Annotated in this window: 17 protein-coding genes; 7 read left to right on the top strand and 10 right to left on the bottom strand. The window is 53.2% G+C overall.

Annotated elements, in window-relative coordinates; translation table 11 throughout:
- Positions 1-18 precede the first annotated feature (18 nt).
- A complete protein-coding gene (locus tag AAC637_RS11465; protein ID WP_317657061.1) occupies positions 19-2,280 on the top strand; it encodes an NADP-dependent malic enzyme in 2,262 nt (753 codons plus the stop codon).
- A gap of 30 nt (positions 2,281-2,310) precedes the next feature.
- Here AAC637_RS11465 and dnaJ read toward each other — a convergent pair whose 3' ends face one another.
- The 3 genes from dnaJ to AAC637_RS11450 all read right to left on the bottom strand — a co-directional run bounded on the left by dnaJ (position 2,311) and on the right by AAC637_RS11450 (position 6,412).
- Positions 2,311-3,462 carry a molecular chaperone DnaJ gene (gene dnaJ, locus AAC637_RS11460; RefSeq protein ID WP_340303699.1) on the bottom strand — a complete coding sequence of 384 codons (1,152 nt, stop codon included), beginning with the start codon at positions 3,460-3,462 and terminating at the stop codon, positions 2,311-2,313.
- A 76-nt stretch (positions 3,463-3,538) separates the two neighbouring features.
- Positions 3,539-5,437: a molecular chaperone DnaK gene (dnaK, locus tag AAC637_RS11455; protein WP_340303698.1), complete on the bottom strand. Its 1,899-nt coding sequence runs from the start codon at positions 5,435-5,437 to the stop codon at positions 3,539-3,541.
- A 255-nt stretch (positions 5,438-5,692) separates the two neighbouring features.
- The gene (locus tag AAC637_RS11450; RefSeq protein WP_340303697.1) at positions 5,693-6,412 is read right to left on the bottom strand and encodes an ABC transporter permease; all 720 of its coding nucleotides are present in this window, start codon (positions 6,410-6,412) and stop codon (positions 5,693-5,695) included.
- 158 nt (positions 6,413-6,570) lie between these two features.
- Here AAC637_RS11450 and cysQ point away from each other — a divergent pair, with 158 nt between their 5' ends.
- From cysQ to AAC637_RS11420, 6 genes are all read left to right on the top strand, one after another.
- Positions 6,571-7,368 carry a 3'(2'),5'-bisphosphate nucleotidase CysQ gene (gene cysQ, locus AAC637_RS11445; RefSeq protein ID WP_340303696.1) on the top strand — a complete coding sequence of 266 codons (798 nt, stop codon included), beginning with the start codon at positions 6,571-6,573 and terminating at the stop codon, positions 7,366-7,368.
- Complete coding sequence (locus AAC637_RS11440; RefSeq protein ID WP_340303695.1) at positions 7,365-8,165, top strand: 3-deoxy-manno-octulosonate cytidylyltransferase; 801 nt, start codon at positions 7,365-7,367, stop codon at positions 8,163-8,165. The genes cysQ and AAC637_RS11440 overlap by 4 nt, the downstream gene beginning before the upstream one ends.
- A complete protein-coding gene (locus AAC637_RS11435) occupies positions 8,162-9,385 on the top strand; it encodes a glycosyltransferase family 2 protein (RefSeq protein WP_340303694.1) in 1,224 nt (407 codons plus the stop codon). Before AAC637_RS11440 ends, AAC637_RS11435 begins: the two co-directional genes overlap by 4 nt.
- 105 nt (positions 9,386-9,490) lie before the next feature.
- Complete coding sequence (galU, locus tag AAC637_RS11430; protein ID WP_340303693.1) at positions 9,491-10,384, top strand: UTP--glucose-1-phosphate uridylyltransferase GalU; 894 nt, start codon at positions 9,491-9,493, stop codon at positions 10,382-10,384.
- Between the two features lie 10 nt (positions 10,385-10,394).
- Positions 10,395-10,538, top strand: coding sequence for a hypothetical protein (locus AAC637_RS11425; protein WP_340303692.1), 144 nt, complete (start codon positions 10,395-10,397; stop codon positions 10,536-10,538).
- Positions 10,535-10,738 (top strand): hypothetical protein, encoded by a 204-nt coding sequence (locus AAC637_RS11420; RefSeq protein WP_340303691.1) that lies wholly within the window; start codon positions 10,535-10,537, stop codon positions 10,736-10,738. Before AAC637_RS11425 ends, AAC637_RS11420 begins: the two co-directional genes overlap by 4 nt.
- Here AAC637_RS11420 and AAC637_RS11415 read toward each other — a convergent pair.
- The 7 genes from AAC637_RS11415 to AAC637_RS11385 all read right to left on the bottom strand — a co-directional run bounded on the left by AAC637_RS11415 (position 10,735) and on the right by AAC637_RS11385 (position 14,879).
- Complete coding sequence (locus AAC637_RS11415) at positions 10,735-11,199, bottom strand: PTS sugar transporter subunit IIA (RefSeq protein ID WP_340303690.1); 465 nt, start codon at positions 11,197-11,199, stop codon at positions 10,735-10,737. The two genes, AAC637_RS11420 and AAC637_RS11415, sit on opposite strands and share 4 nt — an antisense overlap.
- A 39-nt stretch (positions 11,200-11,238) precedes the next feature.
- Positions 11,239-11,805, bottom strand: a complete 567-nt coding sequence (hpf, locus tag AAC637_RS11410) for a ribosome hibernation-promoting factor, HPF/YfiA family (RefSeq protein ID WP_340303689.1) — start codon at positions 11,803-11,805, stop codon at positions 11,239-11,241.
- Positions 11,806-12,009: 204 nt separating this feature from the next.
- Positions 12,010-12,771: an LPS export ABC transporter ATP-binding protein gene (gene lptB / locus AAC637_RS11405; protein WP_340303688.1), complete on the bottom strand. Its 762-nt coding sequence runs from the start codon at positions 12,769-12,771 to the stop codon at positions 12,010-12,012.
- A gap of 3 nt (positions 12,772-12,774) precedes the next feature.
- Positions 12,775-13,269, bottom strand: coding sequence for an LptA/OstA family protein (locus tag AAC637_RS11400; RefSeq protein ID WP_340303687.1), 495 nt, complete (start codon positions 13,267-13,269; stop codon positions 12,775-12,777).
- Positions 13,270-13,277: 8 nt separating this feature from the next.
- On the bottom strand, positions 13,278-13,871 hold the full coding sequence (gene lptC / locus AAC637_RS11395) for an LPS export ABC transporter periplasmic protein LptC (protein WP_340303686.1): 594 nt from the start codon (positions 13,869-13,871) through the stop codon (positions 13,278-13,280).
- Between the two features lie 9 nt (positions 13,872-13,880).
- Complete coding sequence (locus tag AAC637_RS11390; RefSeq protein WP_340303685.1) at positions 13,881-14,492, bottom strand: ribonuclease D; 612 nt, start codon at positions 14,490-14,492, stop codon at positions 13,881-13,883.
- Between the two features lie 150 nt (positions 14,493-14,642).
- Positions 14,643-14,879: a diacylglycerol kinase gene (locus AAC637_RS11385; RefSeq protein WP_340303877.1), complete on the bottom strand. Its 237-nt coding sequence runs from the start codon at positions 14,877-14,879 to the stop codon at positions 14,643-14,645.
- Between the last annotated feature and the right edge of the window lie 231 nt (positions 14,880-15,110).

Below are 15,110 nucleotides of genomic sequence, written 5' to 3'. Positions count from 1 at the left end.
GAAAGAGGAGGCGAATTTATGGCAAATAAACCAAAGGTCACGCGTGAAGAGGCTTTGGCCTATCACTTGGAACCCCGCCCTGGGAAAATTGACATTTCCGCGTCAACGGCGATGTCGACCCAACGGGATCTCAGCCTTGCCTATTCGCCAGGTGTGGCCGTTCCCTGCGAGGTGATCGCACAAAACCCCGAAACCGCTTATGATTATACGACCAAGGGCAATCTGGTTGCCGTGATCTCAAACGGGACGGCTGTTCTAGGTCTTGGAAATCTAGGCGCACTCGCCTCAAAGCCCGTGATGGAAGGTAAAGCGGTCTTGTTCAAACGCTTTGCCGATATCAACTCGATTGATATCGAGCTTGCCACGGAAGATGTCGATGAATTCGTGAACGCCGTGCGCTTGATGGGGCCCACCTTTGGCGGGATTAATCTTGAGGATATCAAGGCCCCCGAATGTTTCATGATTGAACAGCGTCTCAAGGAAGAAATGGATATTCCTGTCTTTCATGATGACCAACACGGAACAGCGGTGATCTGTGCGGCGGGTTTGATCAACGCGCTGCATTTGACGGGCAAAAAAATCGAAGATGTCCGTATCGTTTTAAACGGTGCAGGCGCGGCAGGGATCGCTTGCCTTGAGCTGCTGAAATCCATGGGGGCGCAGCATCAGAATTGTATTATTTGCGACACGAAAGGTGTGGTTTACCAAGGCCGCACCGAAGGGATGAACCAGTGGAAATCGGCCCATGCGGTGAAAACCGATTTGCGCAGTCTTGAAGACGCGATGCGCGGCGCTGATGTTTTTCTTGGTGTTTCGGCAAAAGGGGCGGTCACGCAAGACATGGTCAAATCCATGGCCGAAAACCCTGTGATTTTCGCCATGGCAAATCCTGATCCAGAAATCACGCCAGAAGAAGCCCACGAGGTGCGCCCGGATGCGATCGTGGCCACAGGGCGCAGTGATTACCCCAATCAGGTGAATAACGTTCTTGGTTTCCCGTATTTGTTCCGCGGTGCGTTGGATATTCACGCCCGCGCCATCAATGATGAAATGAAAATCGCCTGTGCGCGCGCCTTGGCCGAACTTGCGCGCGAAGATGTGCCTGATGAGGTCGCAATGGCCTATGGTGAAAAGCTGTCTTTTGGCCGCGATTACATCATTCCAACACCTTTTGATCCGCGATTGATCTATACGATTCCGCCCGCTGTTGCGCGCGCGGGTATGGATACGGGCGCAGCGCGGCGGCCAATCTTGGATCTCGATGCCTATGCCAATGATTTGCAGGCGCGGATGGATCCGACCTCCTCCATCATGCAGGGCATTTATGCCCGCGCCCGTAATGCGCAGGCGCGTATGATTTTTGCCGAAGGGGATGATATTCGCGTCTTGCGCGCCGCGGTGGCCTATCAGCGCAATGGTTTGGGCAAGGCACTGGTCGTTGGGCGTGAGGCTGATGTTGCGGAAAAACTCTCAGCGGCGGGTTTGGCGGATGCCGTGCGCGAGCTTGAGATCGTGAATGCCGCAAAAACGCGCCACTTAGATGCCTATAAAGATTTTCTTTACAACCGCCTGCAACGTAAAGGCTTTGATCGGCATGACATCCATCGACTGGCCGCGCGGGATCGTCATGTGTTCTCGGCTTTGATGCTTGCACATGGGCATGGGGATGGTCTGGTCACAGGGGCCACACGAAAATCTGCGCATGTTTTGGGCTTGATCAACCATGTTTTTGACGCCTCCGCCAAGGATGGCGCGGTGGGTATCACAGTGCTGATGCATAAGGGCCGTGTTGTTTTGGTGGGCGACACGCTTGTCCATGAATGGCCCGAAGCCGAAGATCTGGCCCTGATTGCCAAGCGCGGTGCAAATGTTGCGCGTATCTTGGGCCTTGAGCCGCGTGTCGCTTTTGTCAGTTTTTCAACATTCGGCTACCCGGTCTCTGAGCGCGCGGTGAAAATGGGGGATGCCCCTGCGATTTTGGCGCGCGAAGGGGTCGATTTCGAATTTGATGGTGAAATGGCGGTGGATGTTGCGCTTAATCGGGACGCGATGCAGCAATATCCATTCTGCAAACTCTCTGGCCCTGCCAATGTTTTGGTTGTTCCTGCGCGTCACTCCGCCTCGATTTCCGTGAAATTGATGCAAGAAATGGCGGGGGCTACGGTCATTGGCCCGATTTTGACAGGGCCAGACCGGCCTGTGCAAATTTGTTCAACTGTTTCCACCGCCAATGACATTTTGAATATGGCTGTCATGGCGGCTTGCGAAATCGGAAAATAATAAAAACCCCCGCAACACCGGGGGTTTACGTTAGTTTTTCAGATCATCGAAAAAGCTTTTGACCTTGTCGAAAAAGCCTGACGCGTGGGGGTTATTCCCCTTATTCAGGCTTTCCTCGAATTTCCGAAGCAGGTCTTTTTGCTCGGAATTCAAGTTCACAGGCGTCTCAAGCGCCAATTCGATATACATATCACCTGTGCCATTGCCGCGAAGTGCGGGCATACCTTTGCCGCGCAAACGCATTTGGCGACCAGATTGGGCGCCTTCGACCACCTTCACGCGGCTACGTCCGCCATCAATGCAAGGTACCTCGACATCGCCACCCAAGGCAGCGGTGACCATCGACACGGGCACGCGGCAGTAAAGATCAACGCCATCGCGTTTGAAAATTGGATGTTCGGCGACTTCGATGAAAATATAAAGATCACCCGCTGGCCCGCCGCGTAGACCTGCTTCGCCCTCGCCCGAGCGCCGAATGCGTGTTCCTGTTTCAACACCAGGGGGCACTTTGATGGAAAGATGACGATCTTTTTGTTCGCGACCCGCGCCCCCGCATGATCGACAGGGGTTTTTCACAATTTGACCCACGCCTGAACAGGTGGGGCAAGTGCGTTCCACGGTGAAAAAGCCTTGTTGCGCGCGGACTTTGCCCATGCCTGAACAAGTGGGGCAAGTGACGGGTTCAGATCCGCCCTCTGACCCGCTGCCAGAGCAGCTTGAACACATTATGGCCGTGGGAACGGTAATCTCGCGGCTGAAACCCGCATAGGCTTCTTCCAAGGTGATCCGAATATTATAGCGCAGATCAGAGCCGCGCGTGCTGCGCTGACGCCCACCGCGGCCACCGCCGCCGCCCATGAAATCGCCAAAAAGGTCTTCGAAAACATCGGAAAAGGCGCTGGCGAAATCCCCGCCTGCGTGAGGGCCGCCCGCACGGGGGCCGCCTGCCATACCGCCATCAAACGCCGCATGACCAAAACGATCATAAGCCGCTTTTTTATCGGCATCTTTTAGAACTTCGTAGGCTTCATTCGCTTCTTTGAACTGCGCTTCCGCATTCGGATTGTCAGAATTGCGGTCGGGGTGCAGTTCTTTCGCCTTTTGACGATAGGCTTTCTTGATTTCTTCAGGCGAAGCGCCACGCGCCACACCCAAAACATCATAATAATCGCGCTTCGACATCGGTAGACACCCTTTTCTTAACGCATAGACCAGCCAAGGCGCGCCCCAGCTGGTCTATCGGGATTAAATTTCCCGATTAGGAGCGCTTTCTGTCGTCCAGATCTTCGAAATCGGCATCTACGATGTCATCATCGACACCAGATGGCTCATCACCGCCTTCGCCATCCTCGGCTTGGGCTTTGTAAATCGCCTCGCCAAGTTTCATCGCGGCTTCGGTCACGTTTTGGATGCCAGATTTGATCTTGCCCGCATCATCGGTCGCGATCTGTTCTTCCAAGTTTTTGATGGCCAACTCGATTGCTTCGACTGTGGTCGGATCAACCTTGTCGGAGTGTTCTTCCAAGGATTTCTGGGTCGAGTGGATCAGGCTTTCCGCTTGGTTCTTGGTCTCTACCAATTCCTTGCGCTGCTTATCGGCATCAGAGTTTTCCTCAGCCTCTTTGATCATGCGATCAATATCCTCATCGCTGAGGCCACCCGATGCTTGGATGGTGATCTTTTGCTCTTTGCCTGTGCCTTTGTCTTTCGCAGAAACCGAGACAATCCCGTTCGCGTCAATGTCAAAGGTCACTTCGATTTGTGGCATGCCGCGCGGTGCCGGTGGGATATTTTCCAGATTGAACTGGCCCAACATTTTGTTGTCAGCGGCCATTTCCCGCTCGCCTTGGAAGACACGGATTGTCACCGCATTTTGATTGTCCTCAGCGGTCGAGAAAATCTGGCTTTTCTTGGTTGGGATGGTCGTGTTGCGGTCGATCAGACGGGTAAAGACGCCGCCCAAGGTTTCAATCCCCAGGCTTAGTGGGGTGACGTCCAAAAGAACAACATCCTTCACATCGCCCTGCAAAACGCCCGCTTGAATGGCCGCGCCCATGGCTACAACCTCATCAGGGTTCACGCCTTTATGGGGTTCCTTGCCAAAGAAGTTAGACACTTCTTCGATTACCTTAGGCATACGGGTCATGCCGCCGACCAAAACCACCTCGTCAATATCACCTTTTGCGAGGCCCGCATCTTTCAATGCGGCCTGACATGGTTTCAGCGAGCGTTTGATCAGATCACCCACAAGGCTTTCCAATTTCGCGCGGGTCAGCTTCAGCACAAGGTGCAAGGGCTGGCCGTTTGACCCCATCGAGATGAACGGTTGGTTGATCTCGGTCTGGGTCGAAGAGGAAAGCTCGATCTTTGCTTTCTCCGCCGCTTCCTTGAGACGCTGAAGCGCCATTTTGTCTTGCGTCAGATCGACATTGTTTTCTTTTTTGAATTCCTGCGCGAGGTAATTCACAATCGCCATGTCGAAATCTTCACCGCCAAGGAACGTGTCGCCATTGGTGGATTTTACCTCAAACAGGCCATCATCAATCTCAAGAATTGTGATGTCGAATGTGCCCCCACCAAGGTCATAGACCGCGATGGTCTTGGTGTCTTTTTTGTCCAACCCATAGGCCAACGCGGCCGCTGTTGGTTCGTTGATGATGCGCAGCACCTCAAGGCCTGCGATTTTACCCGCGTCTTTGGTCGCCTGACGCTGTGCATCGTTGAAATAGGCAGGAACGGTGATCACGGCTTGCGTCACATCTTCGCCCAGATAATTCTCGGCGGTTTCCTTCATCTTGGTCAGGATTTGTGCAGAAATTTGGCTGGGGCTGAATTTCTCGCCCTTTACCTCGACCCATGCGTCACCATTGCCGCCGTCAATGATATTGTAGGGAACAAGGTTCTTGTCCTTTTCCACTTCAGCATCGGTCAAACGACGCCCGATCAGACGTTTTACAGCAAAAATTGTGTTATCAGGATTGGTAACAGCTTGGCGCTTTGCCGATTGACCCACCAGACGTTCGTCATCGGTGTAGCCAACAATCGATGGGGTGGTGCGCGCGCCTTCAGCGTTCTCAATCACGCGCGGTTGCGCGCCGTCCATAATCGCAACACAGGAGTTTGTGGTGCCGAGGTCAATGCCAATTACTTTAGCCATCTTTTCTGGTCCCTTTTCTTCAAGCGAACATGCGGCAACGGCCCGATCTCGGCTCCGTCACTGCTTATGTATAGGCCGTTCAGAACAGCCTGTTTCGGTGGCTATATAGGCAGGCACATCGCCCCCTGCAAGCAGCGCAACGCTAGGAATTTGGGAAACATCACAAGGAATTCTACGAACTTCTTGGCTAGCGCCCCATATCCCACGACATTGAGGCCCGCTTGGTTGTGAAAAACTCAGCCATCAGGCCAACAATCAACAGGCCACATAAAGCGGGTATTCCCAATTCGTATGATGCGGAAAGTAATTCACAAACACGGCGCCGCGCATTTGTTCGACAATGTGAAATAATGGGTTCCAATCAAACATCGAAATGATGAATCCCAGCACCATATTAGCGACAAACATCTTGCCTGACGCGACCATATTGATCCGCATATAGGCCTGTTGCGCAAATTGCGTTACTTCGGGCGACCATGGGCGCATCGCGCGAAACACCAGCCCAACGCCAAAGCCAGAAAACCACGCCAAAAGGTAAATCATTAAAGCGGCTTTCCAGTTGTGGAAGGTCACCGTGCCGCTGAACGTGTGCAGCGCGAATAAAATCACCAAGAGCGAAATGGTTTGCACGTAAAATGCCGAGATCAGTGAGGATGCAATCGCCACAATTGGATTCATCGGCCCATGTTGCATCAGGGATGAGGTGCCGCCTTCTGCGGCTGAGACAGCAGCCACCGCGCGGATATGGCAGAGGTATAAATAAATCCCTGACAAGAGATACATCATGAAATCGCCGCGCAGTTTCGCCTCGCGCGCGCCGTTGAAATAGAACATCAGATAAAATCCGCCGACAAACATGCCCGCCTGTAATATGCTGGTCATGATGGCCCAAACGGCGTTGCGGTGCGATGAACGCACCTTTTGAACCGAGGCGTGATAGGTCACCTCAAGCATGGAAAAAAGGCTACGCCTCATCGTGTTCGTTTGTCGCGCTTCAAACATGGATGCTGGCCTTGATCCATAGATGTCGGTTTGTTTGGCAAGATATATATGATCTACTTGCCCCATCCAACGAGATTAGGATAACCGCAAACGGCCATTTAAGGCAATCTGGTTAAGGAAATTGTTACAAAATGGATTTTGACAAGATCGAGCGCGTGTTTCGAAGCCTGGCCTTGGGGGCAGGCGAAAAAATCATGGAGGTTTATGCCTCGGATGATTTTGGTGTTGAAAGCAAATCAGATGACAGTCCCGTAACTCGCGCTGATCAGGCGGCGGATGCCTATATCTCTGCGGGTCTGCGCGCAGCCTTTCCCGATCTTGCGCTTGTGACCGAAGAACAGGCTGAAACCCATCGGCAATCTTTGCGGGATTTCATCATTGTTGACCCGCTTGATGGCACAAAGGAATTTGTGCAGCGCCGTGGGGATTTTACGGTCAACATTGCCCTTGTTTTGGATGGCCGCCCTAAGCGTGGTGTTGTTTATGCGCCCGCGAAGCAGCGATTGTTTTACACCCGTGCGGATGGCCAATCGATTGAGGAATTTACGCCCTATAACCACGATGAAATTGGCCCGCAGAAATTGCTTTCCGTGGCAGAGGCCGACAATAGCGCCTTGCGCGTTGTCGCCTCGAAATCACATCGCGATGCCGCCACGGATGCCTATATCAGTGCCTATGAAATTTCAGATTTACGCAGCGCAGGCTCATCCTTGAAATTCTGTTTAGTTGCTTCGGGTGAGGCGGATTTTTATCCGCGTCTTGGCCGCACGATGGAGTGGGATACGGCCGCGGGCGATGCAGTGTTGCGCGGTGCGGGCGGCCAGATGGTGGAGTTTTCGACCCATCAGGAATTTACCTATGGCAAGGCAGGTTTTGAGAATAGCTTCTTCATCGCTTATGCCCCAACCGTGGAGTTGATCGAGCCATGAGCGTCATTTGTGTAATACCCGCGCGGTATCAATCTTCACGCTATCCGGGCAAACCCTTGGTGCAGTTGCGCGGGGTTTCGGGCAAATCTATGAGCCTGATTGAACGCAGTTGGCGCGCCGCTTGTGCCGTAAGCGGTTTTGACGCGGTCTATGTGGCCACGGATGATGATCGTATTCGAGACGCGGCCCAAGGTTTTGGCGCGCAGGTTGTGATGACCTCGTCCGACTGTGTGAATGGGACGGAGCGCTGCGCAGAGGCCCTCAATAATCTTGGACAAAATGTTGAGATGGTGGTGAACCTTCAGGGGGATGCGCCGCTGACGCCTGCATGGTTCTTGGAGGAGTTGATCACAGGCCTGCGCTCTGATCCGTCTGCGGACATTGCTACGCCCGTTTTGCGCTGTGATGGTGAAACCTTGGCCGCATTCAAAGCGGATCGTAAGGTAGGCCGCGTTGGCGGAACCACGGCCGTTTTTGGCAGCGCGCACCAAGCACTCTATTTTTCAAAGGAAGTGATCCCCTACACCACGGGTATTTCTGAGGACGCTGAAGAAACCCCCGTCTTTCATCATGTGGGTGTTTACGCTTATCGCCCCGAGGCTCTATTGGCCTATCCGACCTGGCCGACAGGGCCGCTAGAGACACTTGAGGGGTTAGAACAATTGCGCTTCCTCGAGTCGGGTCGCCGTGTGTTATGTGTCGAGGTCGAAGCACAAGGGCGCAAATTCTGGGAATTGAACAACCCTGAAGATGTGTCACGGATCGAAGCCATGCTTGCGGAGATGGGCCAAGAATGAGCCAGCCGCGCGTCAGCGTGATCGTGGTCAGCCACGGACGCCCTGATCTCTTGTGCCGCGCCGCGCTGTCTGTATTTCATCAAAACCACCGCCCTGTGGAATTGATCATTGTGGCTGATCACGTGGGTTTGGCGGCGATTTCGATTTTGCCCTTTGCAAGCCGCATTAAGCGGGTTTTGTTCGAAAATGAAAATATCTCAGCCGCCCGAAACATCGGGATTGATCATGCGGCGGCGGAATATATCGCCTTTCTAGATGATGAGGCGGTGGCCGAGCCGATGTGGCTGTCGCTGATGCTGAATGAGATGTGTCAGCATCCATGGGCCGCGCTCACGGGCACTGTTTTGGGGCGGAATGGAATTTCGGTGCAATGGGGCGATGTTCGCTTTGATGAATTGGGGCGGGATCAGCCCAAATCTGGCTCAGGCCCACGTAAATTACATGGCACAAATATGCTGTTCAGAGCCGATATTTTGCGCCAAATAGGCGGCTTTGATGAGGCCTATCGTTTTCTTAATTACGACACAGATCTTGTGATGCGATTGCATCATACTGGGCATGAAACGGGCTATCTTGATGGGGGATTGATCCATCATAGTTTTGCACAAAGCGCGCGCCGATCTGCCCGCCGTGCGCCGAAAACCCTGTTCGAGATTGGTGCAAGCTATGCAGGATTTTTGCGCCGCTATGCACCCCCAGCGTCAATGGATGCTGCATTGTTGGATTTTGAATATACGCAAAAACGGCGTATTGATCGGTTCGTGCTGTCAGGGGATCTGTCGCCCTTTCGTATTGCGCGCCTTTTGGCAGAGCTGCGTTCAGGGTTTGAACAAGGGCGAATGCGGCCCCTCATGCTGCGCCAATCCTTTGACCAAGCCCCCCGTTTTAGCCCTTGCGCGATGATGATCCACAGCCGCCTGTCATTCTACATGGCGCGTGGCGTGATCGTCACCGCTTGCGCATCCAAGCGGCGCAGCATGCGGCAGCGGGCGAAAACACCTCCTTGTTTCTGTTTCATCCAACCGCCGTTCCGCATCGGGTGCGGTTTCATCGCCAAGGATATTGGGAACAGGTCGGGGGTCTTTATGGCCCGTCCCTCCGTGATCAAAAGCGGGTTGTCGTGTGGCAACTTGCGGACCGTGTTCAGGCCGAGACGGCGCGCGTTGCCACGGCACGGGGTCTTCCATGAAATCATAGGCGCATCACACTGGCCCCTATGATTTAGCGAGAAAATTCGTTACACAATTCCTCAATACATACCAAGTTGGGGTGAGGCGGCATGTCTTAATGGGCTTGGGTATAAAAATTGGCCAGAGAGAGCGAAGATGAAGAAAAAAATTACAAAAGCAATTTTTCCCGTTGCAGGACTAGGCACGCGATTTTTGCCCGCGACCAAATCAATCCCGAAAGAGATTATGACTTTGGTCGATCGTCCCTTGATCCAATACGCGATTGACGAGGCGCGCGCGGCAGGGATCAAGGAATTCATCTTTGTTACATCGCGCGGAAAAAGCGCGCTTGAGGATTATTTTGACCACTCCCCCGAGTTAGAGGCGACCCTGCGCCGCAAGGATAAAAATGATCTTTTGGATTTGCTGAAAAGCACCAATATGGACAGCGGCGCGATTGCATATTTGCGCCAGAACCGACCCTTGGGATTGGGCCATGCAGTGTGGTGCGCGCGGCGCCTGATTGCGAATGAACCTTTCGCGGTTATTTTGCCTGATGATGTTATTGCGGCTGAAACGCCATGTTTGCAGCAGATGGTTGAAGCCCATGCGGAAACTGGCGGCAATATGGTTGCCGCAATGGAGGTGCCCGCAGATAAGGCCTCTTCTTACGGGATCTTGGACGTGAAGGAAGATCATGGCGCGATGGTGTCGGTCAAAGGCATGGTTGAAAAGCCGAATGAAGGCACCGCCCCTTCAAACCTTGCCGTGATTGGGCGCTATATTCTGACGCCTGAAATCATGACCAATTTGAACAAGATCAAATCTGGTAAGGGTGGTGAAATTCAGCTGACCGATGCAATTGCGCATGAGATCGAAAATTCTGACAATGTTTATGGCTTCCGCTTTAAAGGTCAGCGTTATGATTGTGGCTCAAAGGCGGGCTTCTTGCAGGCCACGGTGGCATTTGGACTGTCGCGCCCAGATCTTTGCGATGAATTTGGCGATTTCTTGCAAGATTTGATGTCGATTCGCGCCGCAGCCCAGTAAACGCCACCTCATGCATATTTTGCCAGACGTGACGCGGCTGGTGTCGCGGATCGGGCAAAGCCAGTTGACGGGCGTGGATCGTGTAGAGCGGGCCTTCCTGTTGATCCTGCTTGGGCCAGCCAGACTGCGATTTTGCAAGGCATGGCGCAGGTGAAACTGCCTGAGCTCTTGTTGCGGGCCGAGGAATTGCCAAATGCCCTTCCTGCTTTAGCAGGGCAAGATCAGGCCTTCGTTCTGCCCAATTCCTGCGATCCAATTTCGCTTTCCGAGATATACACGACTGAAATTGAGGAGGTCTGCGCTGAGGCCTATCGGCGCGACTATGTCAGTTTTGGATTTGGGGCTTGGGCTTAGGCCGCTTGGCTTTCTGCGCCGCCTGTCAACAAGGCGTGCAGTGTCATTGGGTCAGAATTTGCCCGCAATTTTTCGCAAAGTTCCGCATCCCGCAATGTGCGCGACACGCGTGCTAGCGCCTTGAGGTGATCCACGCCCGTATCGGCAGGAGCAAACAGCGCAAAGACCAGATCAACAGGCTGTCTGTCTGCGGAATCAAAGTTGACGGGACGTTCGAGACGGAAAAATACGCCTGTGATTTTCGTGAGCGCCGACAAACGTGCATGGGGCAAGGCCACGCCATGTCCCACGCCTGTTGGCCCTAGGCTTTCACGCCCTTGCAGAGCTTCGAAAATTTCCGAGGCGCTGACGTCAAGCAAACCTTCAGCCACATCTGCAAGAGATTGCAGAAGCCGCTTCTTGCTTGTCACATCAGAAACAACCTTCACGCCTCGCGGCTCAAGGAGCATCGAAAGTTCCATTCGCGTGTATTCCTTACCCGTCAGGGTCATTATTTCGGTCTAGCGGGGATCAATCCAGCCGATATTTCCGTCTTCGCGGCGATAGACGATGTTTACGCCTGCGCTCGCTTCGTTTCGGAATACCAAGACAGGGGCGCCCGCCAATTCCATCTGCATTACAGCCTCACCCACAGAGAGCGAAGGGATTTTAGTTTCGGTTTCTGCGATGATGATGGGCTGCAAGGTGTCATCCGCATCATCTTCGTCTTTGTCTGTTGACGCGAGGATATACGAGGCCGCAGCGAAATGTTCAACGGGTTCTGCGCGTTCGCAGTGATGATCTTTCAATCTGCGCTTGTATCGGCGTAGTTGCTTTTCCATTTTCTCACAGCACTTATCAAAGGCCGCGTAGATTTCTGTATCGCTGCCTTTGGCAGATGCGCTGAGTCCAGTGGAAAGGTGAACATTGGATTCGCATACGAACTCATGCCCACTTTTTGAGAAAACGACATGTGAATCCGTTGGTCTTTCAGCATATTTTGCAACTGCCGTGCCAAGCCCGTCTTTCACATATGTTTGGAGTGCTTCGCCAATATCGATTTGTTTCCCACTGATTTGATAGCGCATGTTACCTCCATTACGTAAAGATAGCGTTGAAGCGAGGTTGCAACGCTACACTATAAAAGAAGATGTCAGGGATACCGCCTGCCCAAATCTTTTTCTGCCTGCGGTCAGCAGCGCGACAGGAAATAAGAGGGTTTTGGCTCTGTCAAACATCACCCCTATTTGGCGACGAATCCCCGCCATCTGTCAACGTAAAGCAGAAGATGATCAGCCGATTTTGAAATTTTGACCCAAATAGACGCGGCGCACATTCTCGTCTTGCACGACATCTTTGGAGGTGCCGCTCATTAAGATTTTGCCGTCATGCAGGATATAGGCGCGATCCACGATCTGAAGCGTCTCACGCACATTATGGTCGGTGATCAAAACACCAATGTCGCGCGTTTTGAGGTCGGCAACAAGGCTGCGGATATCAGTCACTGCAATCGGGTCAACGCCCGCGAAGGGCTCATCCAGCAACACATAGCGCGGGTTTGACGCCAAGCAGCGCGCGATCTCCACCCGCCGCCGTTCCCCACCTGACAAGGATAGGGCGGGCGCGCGGCGCAAATGTTCAATCGAGAAATCGCTCAGCAAATCTTCAAGGCGTTTGCGCCGTGTTACGGCGTCTTTCTCGGATATTTCTAAGATTGATAGAATGTTTGCCTCAACCGATAGGCCGCGGAAAATCGACATTTCCTGTGGCAAATATCCGATGCCCGCCCGCGCGCGGCGATACATTGGCAACCGCGTCACATCGTGGCCATCCAACATTACTCTGCCACCATCAGGCGTGACCAAGCCCGCGATCGCATAGAAACTGGTGGTTTTGCCCGACCCGTTTGGGCCAAGCAGGGCCACGACCTCGCCTCTGCGCAATTCCATGGAAACATCACGAATGACGGGTCTGCGGCGATAGCTTTTGCGGAGGTTTGAAACGATCAAACCCGCTGCGCCCTCTTCGACCTTTAATGTCACCCGCTTTGCCATGACTTACTGGTTTGCCCCCTGCAAAGTTGTGCGCACACGCCCATCCACCGTGCCCTGCCCCGTGGCAATATCCAGTAGCATCCGCTCACCCGCAATAACACCGCTTTGTTGACTGACCAAAACATTGCCAATCATTTCCATTTCGTTGCGAGCTACGAAATAGGTGGCGGTTTCAGCCTCGGCTGCGTCCACACCGCGGGTAATCAAAACCCCGCCCAGAGCTTGCACTTGGTCGATATCGTTTTGACCGCCGGTTTTGGCATTGCTTTGATAGAGGACGTGGATTTCAGCAGCTGAGATGCGCAAATCGCCCTGCACAGCGATCACATTGCCGCGAAATATTGCATTTCCGCTGGTGTCATCGACCTCAAGACTGTCGGAGACAACTTCGATTGGGGCGCTGCTGTCATGCGGGGTGCCGCCAAAGCCCACTTGCGTCTGCGACTGCGCAGGTTGGCCTATGGCCATCAAGAAAATAGCGATGAAGAATTGCCGCATATGCCCCCCTATTTCCCCTCGTATAGCAGCCGCACGCCACCCTGAAAATGCACAACCTGATGATCTGACGGGCCAGTGATTGCCATTTGCCCCGCTTCAAGGCGAATCCCGTCCGATGTGATCAAAACCGCCACGGGCGCAATAATGTCACCAGATGCGGCATTTATAGATAATTCCTCAGTATCTAGCCTATAGCCTTCGGGTGATGTTGCAACAATATTTCCAGTTAAACGCGTGTCAGCGGTTTGGCTATTCCATAAGGCTTGATCGGCCGTGATTTGATCGCGCCCGCCCGTTAACCGCGTTATTTCTGCCGTTACATTGGTGGCAAGAATTTGATTGGTATCTCCATCACTTGGCTCTGCGGAAGATGCGATCAATTCCACCGCATCGCCAGATCCTGTAACCATCGCAAAGCGGGGGTTGGTCATCCCTTGCTGGCCCAATTGGTCATCGGCGCTTCGCGTGGCAAGAGGTAACGCTTGATTCGGATCAGGGCGCCCCGAAAACAGAAACATTAGAGACAACACCACCAAAGCAGCAAGCGGAAGAACCAACTTGCTGAATGTTATGATCCGAGAATAGGTGGCACCTTGGGGCATGGGGTTGGATCAATGCGCAAAGATGTCAATCTCTGGCCATCCCGCCAAATCAAGCTTGGCACGGGTTGGCAGGAAATCAAAACACGCCTGCGCCATCTCTTGGCGGTTCTCACGGGCGAGCATGGCGTCAAGTTTATCCTTGATCTGGTGCAGATAAAGCACATCCGAGGCCGCGTAATCCTTTTGGGCATCGGTCAAATGGCTTGCTCCCCAATCAGAGGATTGCTGATATTTTGACATATCCACGCCAATCAATTCTTGAGCGAGGTTCTTCAGCCCGTGCCGATCTGTGAATGTGCGCACCAGTTTTGAGGCGATCTTTGTGCAATAGACAGGGGCGGCCAAAGCACCAAAGCGATGATACATTGCCGCGATATCGAAACGCCCGAAATGAAATAATTTCAGCTTGTTCGGATCCGTCAAAAGCGCGCAAAGATTTGGGGCTGCTGTTTGATCCTGGGTGATCTGCACCAGATGCGCATTTCCATCCCCGTCAGACAATTGCACCAAACACAGGCGGTCACGATGTGGGTTTAACCCCATTGTCTCGCAATCAATCGCCACAATCGGCCCCAGTTTCAGGCCGTCAGGAAGGTCGCCAAGATAAGTATGGATGGTCACGTGTCTAGCCTTTCACGGGCGGATATGGTGATGCCCTCTTGCGGCCATCTTTGCCCATTTCCCATCTGATTACGAATAAAAATTGGGTATAGGCGGCGCCCATTGGGGTCAAGGCAATGATCTGTGAATTTATGCTCAGTGATGCAGAGGTTACAGGCTGAGGAAGATGAACGCGATATAGCCAGCCACGACCAGAGACACGAGGCCAACGGCGAGCGATCCCAAATCCTTGGCATTGCGTGCGGCCAGCGACCATTCTGGAGAAATGCGATCAACAACTTCTTCAATGGCTGTGTTCAGCGCCTCTGTCGCGAAAAGCATTAAGAATAAACAGCCAAGTGTAAAAAATTGCGCAGACGCCGCGCCAGAAAAACCAACCGCCCCAATCGCAATTTGAGCACCTCATCGCACCCTTTGAGACGAAATTAGATAGTCCCGAACAAGTCGCGCGCAAAGCATAGCACGGCATCACCAAACGGCGCAGCACTGTTTACCCAGACATGGCTGAACGGATTTTTGCAGGGCTCAATGCGCTCATTCCCGCGGTGGTGGATAACGCTCTCATCAAGCAGTCCAAACGGATCCCCACGCATCCCTTGCCCTATGTGCCGTCAGAAA

This window comes from Roseobacter sp. HKCCD7870 (assembly GCF_037830315.1).
In the GTDB taxonomy this organism is placed as follows: domain Bacteria; phylum Pseudomonadota; class Alphaproteobacteria; order Rhodobacterales; family Rhodobacteraceae; genus M30B80.
Note: the sequence above shows the minus strand (reverse complement) of the source record. Positions and strands in the feature narration are given on the sequence as shown.

Excerpts from the sequence above, each read along its gene's own strand:
- cysQ (WP_340303696.1), top strand. The coding sequence starts at position 6,571 with ATGGATTTTGACAAGATCGAGCGCGTGTTTCGAAGCCTGGCCTTGGGG.
- hpf (WP_340303689.1), bottom strand. The coding sequence starts at position 11,805 with ATGCGCTATCAAATCAGTGGGAAACAAATCGATATTGGCGAAGCACTC.
- lptC (WP_340303686.1), bottom strand. The coding sequence starts at position 13,871 with ATGCCCCAAGGTGCCACCTATTCTCGGATCATAACATTCAGCAAGTTG.
- dnaK (WP_340303698.1), bottom strand. The coding sequence starts at position 5,437 with ATGGCTAAAGTAATTGGCATTGACCTCGGCACCACAAACTCCTGTGTT.
- galU (WP_340303693.1), top strand. The coding sequence starts at position 9,491 with ATGAAGAAAAAAATTACAAAAGCAATTTTTCCCGTTGCAGGACTAGGC.
- AAC637_RS11400 (WP_340303687.1), bottom strand. The coding sequence starts at position 13,269 with ATGCGGCAATTCTTCATCGCTATTTTCTTGATGGCCATAGGCCAACCT.
- AAC637_RS11425 (WP_340303692.1), top strand. The coding sequence starts at position 10,395 with ATGCATATTTTGCCAGACGTGACGCGGCTGGTGTCGCGGATCGGGCAA.
- AAC637_RS11440 (WP_340303695.1), top strand. The coding sequence starts at position 7,365 with ATGAGCGTCATTTGTGTAATACCCGCGCGGTATCAATCTTCACGCTAT.
- AAC637_RS11465 (WP_317657061.1), top strand. The coding sequence starts at position 19 with ATGGCAAATAAACCAAAGGTCACGCGTGAAGAGGCTTTGGCCTATCAC.
- dnaJ (WP_340303699.1), bottom strand. The coding sequence starts at position 3,462 with ATGTCGAAGCGCGATTATTATGATGTTTTGGGTGTGGCGCGTGGCGCT.
- AAC637_RS11415 (WP_340303690.1), bottom strand. The coding sequence starts at position 11,199 with ATGGAACTTTCGATGCTCCTTGAGCCGCGAGGCGTGAAGGTTGTTTCT.
- AAC637_RS11450 (WP_340303697.1), bottom strand. The coding sequence starts at position 6,412 with ATGAGGCGTAGCCTTTTTTCCATGCTTGAGGTGACCTATCACGCCTCG.
- AAC637_RS11435 (WP_340303694.1), top strand. The coding sequence starts at position 8,162 with ATGAGCCAGCCGCGCGTCAGCGTGATCGTGGTCAGCCACGGACGCCCT.
- lptB (WP_340303688.1), bottom strand. The coding sequence starts at position 12,771 with ATGGCAAAGCGGGTGACATTAAAGGTCGAAGAGGGCGCAGCGGGTTTG.